Source organism: Euzebyales bacterium (genome assembly GCA_036374135.1).
Taxonomy (GTDB): Bacteria; Actinomycetota; Nitriliruptoria; order Euzebyales; family JAHELV01; genus JAHELV01.
In genome coordinates this window covers 1-6,109 of sequence record DASUUK010000028.1, presented here as the reverse complement: position 1 = coordinate 6,109, position 6,109 = coordinate 1, and the positions used below count along the sequence as shown (strand labels likewise).

The window sequence follows — 6,109 nt, the reverse complement described above, 5'->3', positions numbered from 1 at the left end:
CACCCACAACGGACGCACCGACCGGATGCTGTTCCCCAAGCGGCCGGGGTCCTTCTACCACCTGTCGAAGGTCCACGACAGCCACAACATCGAGTTCGCCTGCCGGATCTGGGGCCTGCGCGCCACCGACCTCAACCAGGGCGTCGTGTACGGGTGTGAGACCCCCGAGACAACGCAGGATCCACGTCTGGTGACGCGGTTCGACTACGACGCGGTGTTCGGCACCGTGCTCAACCGCTTCATCATCCAGGCCGTCATCGGGCATCCCCTGACGGTCTACGGCTCGGGCGGTCAGACCCGCGGACTGATCGACATCCGCGACACCGCGGCGTGCGTCCGGCTCGCGTCCGAGCACCCCGCGGAGCCCGGCGAGTTCCGTGTCTTCAACCAGATGACCGAGTCGAAGTCCGTCGCCGAGCTGGCCAAGACGGTCGCCGAGACGTACGCAAAGGATGCGCAGATCGAGTTCCTCGACAACCCGCGCGTCGAGGCGGACACGCACTACTACAACGTCAAGCACACGCGCCTGGTCGAACTCGGCCTGCAGCCGCACCTGCTCGCCGACACGCTCATCGAGTCGCTGTTCGGCGTGGTCGAGCGGCACCGCGACCGCGTCGACGTGCGTGCCTTGCGTCCCACCGTCGACTGGCGCGCCACGGCCAGCCCCCGCTCGGCGCACCAGGACTGACGCCCGGGCCTCCCTCCGCCGGCACCATCCCGAACGTCGGAGTGGTGGTCAGGGGAGGATGGGGGTGCCCGACGAGGCGACGAGGTCGGCGAACAGGGCGCGCAGCCGGGTGGTGACCGGACGGTCGCCGTTGCCGATCGCCCGGCCGTCGACCTCGACGACCGGTACGATCTCGCCCATGGTGCCGGTGCAGAACATCTCGTCGGCGCGGTACACGTCGGTCAGTGACAGGTCACGGGCGGCGGCGGCGATGCCGTGCTCGGAACAGAGCTCCAGCACGACCGCGCGCGTGATGCCCTCCGGGCACGAGGTCGTCCGCGGCGTCAGCACCCGGTCGCCGTGCACGACGAAGATGTGCGTGGCGTTGGTCTCGGCGACGGCGCCGGCCAGGTCGAGCATCAGCGCGTCGTCGACGCCGGCGGCGTTCGCCTGGATCTTCGCGAGGATCGAGTTGATCAGGTTGCACGAGTGGATGTTCTGGTCGACGCAGTCCGGCGGGATGCGCCGGATGCCCGATGTGATCAGTCGGACCCCGCCGCCGTCGTACACGGGCGCCTTGTGCTCGGCGACGATGATGAACGTGGGCCCGGCGGTGTTCAGGCGCGGGTCCATGCCACTGGTGTACTTGACGCCGCGGGTCAACGTCAGCCGGACGTGGACGCCGTCCGTCATGTCGTTGGCGCCCAGCGTCCGCGCGAGCTCCCGCGTCAGCTGATCGTGCGAGGGGATCTGCGTGAAGGCCATGGCCTTCGCCGACGCCCGCAGCCGGTCGAGGTGCTCAGTCAGGCGGAACACCCGTCCGTCGTACACGCGTAGGCCCTCCCAGACCGCGTCGCCGCCCTGCACCGCCGAGTCGAACGGGCTGATGCCCGCCTCGTCGCGGTGCACCAGCCGACCGTTGACGTTGACCTGGAGGTCACGGTTGCGCTCGTCGAACGACTGCAGCACCTAGGCACCAACCGTGACGAGCCGGTGGGTGGCGAGGCGATCGTGGATCTCCTCGGCCACGGACAGCAGGTCGTGAAAACGGGTGTCGAGGGTCACCTGTCGTGGCTCGTACGGCGCGAACCCCGTCGAGCGTTCGACTGCGTCGTACCAGTGGTCGGCCCACACGCCATCGTTGGTGCGGCGGCCCGGTGGCCACGACAGCATCCGCTCGCTGAACGCCACGCCCAGCGCGTCACACATCGCCGACAGCACCGTGCGTGGGTCCCGCAGCAGGTCGGCGGCGTCGATGACGGGAGGCACCGCACCGCTGGCGGTGACGTGGACGAACAGCCGCCACTGCTGCGGCAGCCCCAGGTCCTCCAACGTCGGGTCGTGACGTACCTGCGCGTAGCTCGCGATGACCTCCGCCGGCGATCGGATGAGGAAGCAGTGACGCAGCGCGCCGAGCCATCCGAGGTCGACGTCGTCGGTGACGTGGTGGGTCATGTGCTTCTGGTACCAGATCGCGCCGCCGCCTGGGACCGGTCCGGTCAGCCGTGCGGTGACGCGCCGCCAATCGTGGTCGTAGGCCGCGAGGATCTCGTCACGCATGGGATGGTCGAGGCCGGTGGTGTGCAGGTAGTGCGCGTACAGCGGCTCGTCGCTGACCACGGTGTCGGTCCGGTTGCCCCAGGACCGCAGCAGCGCGGTCGACAGGTTCCGAGGGCCTGACCACATCGCGATGCGCACCGGCTCGATCATCGCCGCGATCCTACTGCCCGTGTGGTGCTCGCCCGGTCATCAGCCGATCAACCGACGGTCGCTGTGCGCGGCGGCTGACCCGGGCTGGTCTGGCCCCTCTGCGCTGTGGCGATCGGTCAGTGGGCTGGCACACGGGTGTGCAGCCCATTGGATGGTGGGGTCGTCGGCAGGGGCCGGTGGTCTACTTCCACACGGCTCATCGTCCCTGCACCGCACCTGGGTGATCCACGACCTGCGCGGTCAACGCGAGCAGCTCGTCGGCGACGTGTCGCGGGTCGGCCAGCGCAAGGAAGTGGTTGTCGCCTTCGAGCCGCCGCACCGGCCACCCATGCTGCGCGACCGCATCGACCGTGCCGGCGTAGCCGTCGCTGAAGATGAGGGCCCCGACCGGTGCGTCGGGCCAGTCGACCGCGGTGGGGATCGGCTCGACCCAGTAGGCGGCCGGCTGCGGGCGCAGCTCGTCGCGCAGCCGATGTCTGCGCTCGTCGTCCGGCACCAGCGGACGCAGGGTCTCGTCGTCCCACGCCGGGAACGGCACGCCATCGTCGAGCGCATCCCTCAACTCGTCCGCGACCCCCGGCGCGTCGTCGCCGAGCTGATCGAGCCGGCTGCGCCCACCGGGCGGCAGACCGGCGTCGGCGAGGATCTCGGCGACCACCTGGTAGCCCGCATCGCGCAGCACGGGCCCGAGCACACCGAGCAGCTGCCCCGCGCCGCTGTGGGCGACGAGCACGAGCGGCGTGCCCGGCTCGATCTCCTCGGCGATGCTGCGCACCACGCACCTCGCGTGCTGCCGCCAGAACGGCGGCGAGCCGTCGTCGACCAGATCCGGCACTGTTGCGGGGATTCCACGCTGGTCGAGCTCGGCCGCGACCGGTTCCCACGTCCCAGGGCCTGTGATGGGGCTGTGCACGAGGACGTAGGCGTGGCGCTCGACCAACCAGCACCCCTTGTGTTCGACGACAGCTACCGCGCGAAGCGCTCCACGTAGTATGTGCGATCTTCCGAGTTGCATGCGCCGACGCCGTAGCGGTCCATCGCGGGGTCCATCCGGTTGCGCCGGTGCCGGTGGGTGTGCGCCCACCAGTCATGCATGGTCCGGGCACCCGCGACCGGATCGTCGTCGATCACCATGCCGACGTTCTCGCGATACCCCCCGGCCTCGACCATCCGCTTCCGGTCGCCGCTGAGCGGGACGTCACCGCGCGCGATCGCGCAGGCGTCGCGGGCCGCGGTCTCGACGAGCTCGGCGTCGAGCTCCAGGGGCGCCAGTCCCGCATCGGCGCGGTCGGCATTGAGTGCCGCGAACACCGGCTCGGCACGCTGGTCCAGCGTCGTGGAGGCCGCATCCGCCACTGCCACCAGGTGGATGTCGGCGCGCGCGGTCGGGCCGTGATCTGGCGCCGCCATCGTGCGGCCGACGGCGATGGCGATGAGCACCAGCAGCCCGAGCAGGACACCCGCGCTGCGCGCGCGGCGGCGGCGTGGCTGGTGGCCCATGCAGCGCTCCTCGACTCGTGACCGCTCAAGCATGCGTCGTGCCCTCCTCGAGCGCGGTCCGGCGGGCTTGTCCGGGGGGGAAGGGCCGCACTCCCGAAGGCGGGTCTGACGCTGCCGTCATGACGGCGCTCACGGCATCTGCGCAGGTCAGCGGCCTGGGGCAGGGCCCGATTGTCCAGATGGGCACGGTCGTGGAACGACTGCTGTGCGCCGCCCGCGGCGGGCGCGGGTACGGGTGGTCCAGGAGCTCCCTTCCGTGTCGCGACCCCGAGGAGCACAGAAGATGTCGAAGTCACCGAATACAGCCGCCGCCGCTGCCGCCACCGGCGGCGTCGCGGTCGGCGGCGAGACCGGCACCAAGCCCACGATCACCCTGCCCGACGGTCCGCCGCCGGACGAGCTCGTCGTCGTCGACATCGTCGATGGCGAGGGAGTGCAGGTCCCGGTCGGCGCCACCGTCACCACGCACTACGTCGGTGTGTCGTGGGAGAACGACGGCGAGCAGTTCGATGCCTCGTGGGATCGCGGGACGCCGATCCACTTCCCCCTCGCGGGCGTGATCCAGGGGTGGACCGACGGCATCCCCGGGATGCGCGTCGGCGGGCGGCGCCTGCTCGTGATCCCGCCCGACCAGGGCTACGGCGCGCAATCGCCGACACCCGCGATCGCGCCGAACGACACCCTCGTCTTCGTCATCGACATGATCGACGCCACCGCCCCGTGATCTGACCGGTGGCATCCCCGCGGGTCTGGAGCACGAGGGCCCATTGTGGGTACCGTACGACACGCGTGGCGCACGCCGGTGGAGTGACGGGTGCACGAAAGGGTGCGGATGGACTGGATCTGGTGGCTTGTCGTCGCCATCGTCGTGCTGGTGCTGGCGTTCGTGGTCTTCGCGTTGATCCAGCGCCGTCGCCGGTCCGGAGGGATCGTGGTCGACCGCAAGGGGCGGAGGCGGCGATGAGCCTGGTGATGCGCGCTGGCGAGATCACGGGACGGCCCGTGGTCACACTCGACACCGCCGAGGACATCGCCGAGGTCAAGGACGTCGTCTTCTCGCACAGCAACGGCTTCCTCGTCGGCTTCACGCTGAACAGGCGCGGCTGGCTCGGCGGGCCCCTCAAGCAGGTGCTGCCCTGGTCCCATGTCCACGCACTCGGACCTGATGCGGTCATGGTCGCGTCGCGGGACCGCCTCACGGCTCCGGAGGCCGACGCGTTCACCGGCGGCGACGCGGAGGACGTCGTCAGTGGCCGGGTCATCACGGACGACGGACGTGAGCTCGGGACCGTCACCGACATCGTGCTCGAGGTCGACGTCAGCGAGGCACGCGTCGTCGGCTACGAGATCGGCGGTCCCACGGTCGAGCAGGGGCCGGGCAGCGATCAGCGCTACATCCCGCTGCCCGAGACGTTCGCGGTCTCCTCGGACGCGCTGATCGTGCCGGCCAGCGTCACCAACTTCATCCGCGACGATCTGTCCGGCTTCGGCAGCGCGGTCGATGACTTCCGCGCGCAGCTCGAGGAGCCGACATGACGCTGCAGTTCGAGCGGGCGCGGCGCACGCCGGTCTACACGAGGGACGCGGCCGACGAGATCGGCCACGTCATCCGCTACGTCATCATGCCGGGCGCGCACCACGTCGCCGCCGTCCACGTGGCCGGTCGGAAGCGGCGGGCGCAGCTGGTCGACTGGTCCAGCATCGTCGGGTTCGGGCCCGACGCGGTGGTGGTCGACTCGGCCGACAGCCTTCGTCCAGCCGCCGGCGACCACGAGCAGCGCGTGGTGGCCGGCGACCTGGACCTGCTCGGACGCCGGGTGCTGACCGACGGCGGCTACGAGATCGGCGAGCTCGCCGACGTCGACTTCGACGAGTCCAGCGGGGTGCTGGAGCTGATCCGGACGACCCACACGGCGGTCGGAGGAGACGGGTTGCTGGCGATCGGCCCGTACGCCGTCATCGTGCGCCACGACGCGGTGCGTAAGCCCCGAGAACCTGCCGAGGAGTGACGCGGGTCGTCGTCGGGTCGCGCCTCAGTCCCGGCGCTCCTCCTCGTGGTCGGTGGTCCAGCGCAGGTGGTAGGTGCCGGCGTCGTCGTTGCGGTGGTAGGTGTGGGCGCCGAAGTAGTCGCGCTGCGCCTGGATCAGGTTCGCGGGCAGCCGCTCGCGTCGCACGCCGTCGTAGTAGCTCAGCGCCGACGTCAACGCGGGCACCGCGATCCCATGGTCGACG

General features: G+C 70.5%; 10 protein-coding genes. 5 read left to right on the top strand and 5 right to left on the bottom strand.

The window, feature by feature from the left end; genetic code table 11:
* Nucleotides 1-688, top strand: a 688-nt coding sequence (locus VFZ70_04125) for an NAD-dependent epimerase/dehydratase family protein (protein HEX6254978.1), incomplete at its 5' end; no start/stop codon positions are given.
* A 48-nt stretch (nucleotides 689-736) separates the two neighbouring features.
* On the opposite strand, the gene VFZ70_04120 is transcribed toward VFZ70_04125, so the two are convergent.
* The 4 genes from VFZ70_04120 to VFZ70_04105 all read right to left on the bottom strand — a co-directional run bounded on the left by VFZ70_04120 (nucleotide 737) and on the right by VFZ70_04105 (nucleotide 3,877).
* Nucleotides 737-1,636 carry an aminotransferase class IV gene (locus tag VFZ70_04120; GenBank protein HEX6254977.1) on the bottom strand — a complete coding sequence of 300 codons (900 nt, stop codon included), beginning with the start codon at nucleotides 1,634-1,636 and terminating at the stop codon, nucleotides 737-739.
* A complete protein-coding gene (locus VFZ70_04115) occupies nucleotides 1,637-2,377 on the bottom strand; it encodes a hypothetical protein (protein HEX6254976.1) in 741 nt (246 codons plus the stop codon).
* A gap of 196 nt (nucleotides 2,378-2,573) precedes the next feature.
* On the bottom strand, nucleotides 2,574-3,317 hold the full coding sequence (locus VFZ70_04110; GenBank protein ID HEX6254975.1) for a hypothetical protein: 744 nt from the start codon (nucleotides 3,315-3,317) through the stop codon (nucleotides 2,574-2,576).
* 26 nt (nucleotides 3,318-3,343) lie between these two features.
* On the bottom strand, nucleotides 3,344-3,877 hold the full coding sequence (locus tag VFZ70_04105) for a CAP domain-containing protein (protein HEX6254974.1): 534 nt from the start codon (nucleotides 3,875-3,877) through the stop codon (nucleotides 3,344-3,346).
* Nucleotides 3,878-4,160: 283 nt separating this feature from the next.
* Here VFZ70_04105 and VFZ70_04100 point away from each other — a divergent pair, with 283 nt between their 5' ends.
* The 4 genes from VFZ70_04100 (at nucleotide 4,161) to VFZ70_04085 (ending at nucleotide 5,886) form a co-directional block, all read left to right on the top strand.
* Nucleotides 4,161-4,601 (top strand): FKBP-type peptidyl-prolyl cis-trans isomerase, encoded by a 441-nt coding sequence (locus tag VFZ70_04100; GenBank protein HEX6254973.1) that lies wholly within the window; start codon nucleotides 4,161-4,163, stop codon nucleotides 4,599-4,601.
* A gap of 90 nt (nucleotides 4,602-4,691) precedes the next feature.
* Nucleotides 4,692-4,841, top strand: coding sequence for a hypothetical protein (locus VFZ70_04095; GenBank protein HEX6254972.1), 150 nt, complete (start codon nucleotides 4,692-4,694; stop codon nucleotides 4,839-4,841).
* On the top strand, nucleotides 4,838-5,413 hold the full coding sequence (locus VFZ70_04090) for a PRC-barrel domain-containing protein (protein ID HEX6254971.1): 576 nt from the start codon (nucleotides 4,838-4,840) through the stop codon (nucleotides 5,411-5,413). Before VFZ70_04095 ends, VFZ70_04090 begins: the two co-directional genes overlap by 4 nt.
* The gene (locus VFZ70_04085) at nucleotides 5,410-5,886 is read left to right on the top strand and encodes a PRC-barrel domain-containing protein (GenBank protein HEX6254970.1); all 477 of its coding nucleotides are present in this window, start codon (nucleotides 5,410-5,412) and stop codon (nucleotides 5,884-5,886) included. Before VFZ70_04090 ends, VFZ70_04085 begins: the two co-directional genes overlap by 4 nt.
* A gap of 24 nt (nucleotides 5,887-5,910) precedes the next feature.
* On the opposite strand, the gene VFZ70_04080 is transcribed toward VFZ70_04085, so the two are convergent.
* Nucleotides 5,911-6,109: hypothetical protein (locus VFZ70_04080; GenBank protein HEX6254969.1), on the bottom strand; the 199-nt coding region annotated here is incomplete at its 5' end.